Annotated in this window: 1 pseudogene; it reads left to right on the forward strand. The window is 62.5% G+C overall.

Annotation, left to right across the window (positions count from 1 at the left end):
• A pseudogene (locus SB765_RS29365) lies at positions 1 to 277 on the forward strand (universal stress protein); the annotation flags it as partial.

Below are 277 nucleotides of genomic sequence, written 5' to 3' on the forward strand. Positions count from 1 at the left end.
CTGGGCATTACCGCCTACGCCGAAACACTGGACGATGAAGACCCGCTCACGGACTTGATCCGGCTGGCCCAACTGCACCGGGTGGAGATGGTGATCAAGGACATCAGGCACGAAACCGCCTTGAGCCGTGCCCTGCTCACCCCCTTGGACTGGCAGTTGCTGCGCCGTTGCCCGATCCCGATGCACCTGGTGGCCCAGGCTGAAACCAAGCTGCCAGCGCGCATACTTGTCGCCGTGGATCTTGTCGAGCACGACCCGGTGATCGACAAGCTCAACG

It is taken from the genome of Pseudomonas sp. SIMBA_067, assembly GCF_046534675.1.
GTDB classification, from domain to species: Bacteria; Pseudomonadota; Gammaproteobacteria; order Pseudomonadales; family Pseudomonadaceae; genus Aquipseudomonas; species Aquipseudomonas putida.